This window comes from Candidatus Magnetominusculus xianensis (assembly GCA_001541255.1).
Lineage (GTDB): Bacteria > Nitrospirota > Thermodesulfovibrionia > Thermodesulfovibrionales > Magnetobacteriaceae > Magnetominusculus > Magnetominusculus xianensis.
In genome coordinates this window covers 1-1911 of record LNQR01000017.1, presented here as the reverse complement: position 1 = coordinate 1911, position 1911 = coordinate 1, and the positions used below count along the sequence as shown (strand labels likewise).

3 protein-coding genes and 1 pseudogene are annotated in these 1911 nt (G+C 61.2%); all 4 read left to right on the top strand.

Annotated elements, in window-relative coordinates:
* Nucleotides 1–750: flagellin N-terminal helical domain-containing protein (locus tag ASN18_RS17735; protein ID WP_085050867.1), on the top strand; the 750-nt coding region annotated here is incomplete at its 5' end.
* Between the two features lie 93 nt (nucleotides 751–843).
* A complete protein-coding gene (locus ASN18_RS01685; protein WP_085050866.1) occupies nucleotides 844–1242 on the top strand; it encodes a flagellar protein FlaG in 399 nt (132 codons plus the stop codon).
* Nucleotides 1243–1387: 145 nt separating this feature from the next.
* Entirely contained in the window at nucleotides 1388–1549 is a 162-nt protein-coding gene (locus tag ASN18_RS17020) for a hypothetical protein (protein ID WP_157072779.1), read from the top strand.
* A 120-nt stretch (nucleotides 1550–1669) separates the two neighbouring features.
* A pseudogene (locus tag ASN18_RS17015) lies at nucleotides 1670–1911 on the top strand (nucleotidyltransferase family protein); the annotation flags it as partial.

Below are 1911 nucleotides of genomic sequence, written 5' to 3'. Positions count from 1 at the left end.
TTCCAACGTCTTTCATCCGGGTTGCGGATCAATTCCGCCAAGGATGACGCAGCGGGCATGACCATCTCCACCCGCATGACGGCGCAGATCCGTGGGATCAATCAGGCGGCGCGCAACGCCAACGACGCCATCTCCATGGCCCAGGTGGCGGAAGGCGCTCTGGACGAGACCACCAACGCCCTCCAGCGTATTCGGGAACTGGCGGTGCAGGCGGCCAACGACACCCTGGTCGCGGTGGACCGGCTGGCCATTCAGAAAGAGATCAACCAGCTCCTCTCCGAGATCGACCGGATCGCCGTGCAGACGGAATTCAACAATCAGGTCCTGTTGAGCGGTGGATGGGAAACGGCCAAGGTCTTTCATGTGGGCGCGGACGCCGGACAGACCATTCTGGTCAGTGTGATGCGTACCACGACGGTTTCTCTGGTCTCCGTGGCCGCGGGCGCCACAGCGGGTGTCAGCACCCAGGGGAGCGCCAACAAGACCATCAGCCGGGTGGATTCCGCCCTGGATTCCATCTCCGACATCCGGGCCAGCCTGGGCGCCTATCAGAACCGTTTCGAGGCGGTGATCGCCAATCTGAGCAATGTGTCGGAGAACACCTCTTCGGCCCGCTCCAGAATCACGGACGCGGATATCGCCGCCGAGTCCGCCGCTTTGACCAAGAATTCGATTCTGCAACAGGCTGGCACGGCCATTCTGGCCCAGGCCAACCAACAACCGCAGATCGCGCTGCAACTGTTGAAATAGGCTGGGTAGCCTTGTTGTGTTTCGCAATTCAATGGTTTGTCTCGTTCGGATGGGATCGGGGCGAGACGATCACAAACATAAGGAGGTGCTCAGATGGACAGCGTTGCCAACATTCTTGACTCCAGCGGGTCAAGGGATCGCATGGAGCCGGCGGTGCGCTCCGCCGTCATCGGTCCCCCGGTCCGGTTTCGGGGTGGCGGGTTCGAAAGAAAGTTGCAGGATGCGGAGCAGGCGTTGATGTCAGGCGTGGAGCCACGGCAGGAGGTGCTGCACAAGTCGGTGCTCAAGAGCCTGGCCGAGGAGATCACCCAGTCCCTGACCGGATTCAACAGTTTGCGGTTCAGCATGGACCGGGAGCTCAAGCAGGTGGTGGTCAAGGTGGTGGACCAGGGAACCGAGAACGTCATCCGCCAGATTCCCAGTGATCGCATGGTGGATCTGGTGAAACAGATGCGGGACCTGGAAGGGATGCTCTTCAGCGGCGCCCTGTAGCGAGGACAACGAAAGACGGCGACAGAAGCGATGCTTTGTCGCCGTCTTTTGTTTTCCGGTGCGGATGAACGCTTGACAAGGCCGGGAAAAAAAGATCAAATCGCGAAAAGTTGGATACCCTCATTTCAGGAGTTTTCCCATGAGCATGGAACAGAATCCGGAACCAAAAGAAGCCGTGGCCGACCAGCCGGAAGCCACCGATCGGCGCGAGGCCATTCTGAAAATGGGGCGCTATGCCGCCTACACCGCTCCCGTCATTTTGACCCTGCTCGCCGCCAAAGATGCCCAGTCCGCCCCGGCGTCCTGACCGACCTTGAAGCAGGCCCGACTGCTTCGCCTGCTTGGTCGCTCCCTGGGAACCACAGCCAGCAGCGCGCGCGCATGGTCGCTCCTGGCCAAAGCGGGGGAGATCCCCTGGGAGGAGGTGGTGTACCATGCCAGTCGCCTCGCCATCACCCCAAGCCTGGCCGTGGTCTGGCGTCGGAACGGTCTCTGGTCCGTCACGCCCGAGGCGCTGCGGGAATATCTGGACGCCACCATCGAGCTCAATCGGGAGCGGAACCACTGGATACTGCGGCATCTGGAAACCGTCGGCAGCGCCTTGAACCGGGTCGGCCTCGAACCCCTTCTGATGAAGGGCCTCTCCCATCTGGTGGATGGCCTGTTTGT

Excerpts from the sequence above, each read along its gene's own strand:
- ASN18_RS01685 (WP_085050866.1), top strand. The coding sequence starts at position 844 with ATGGACAGCGTTGCCAACATTCTTGACTCCAGCGGGTCAAGGGATCGC.
- ASN18_RS17020 (WP_157072779.1), top strand. The coding sequence starts at position 1,388 with ATGGAACAGAATCCGGAACCAAAAGAAGCCGTGGCCGACCAGCCGGAA.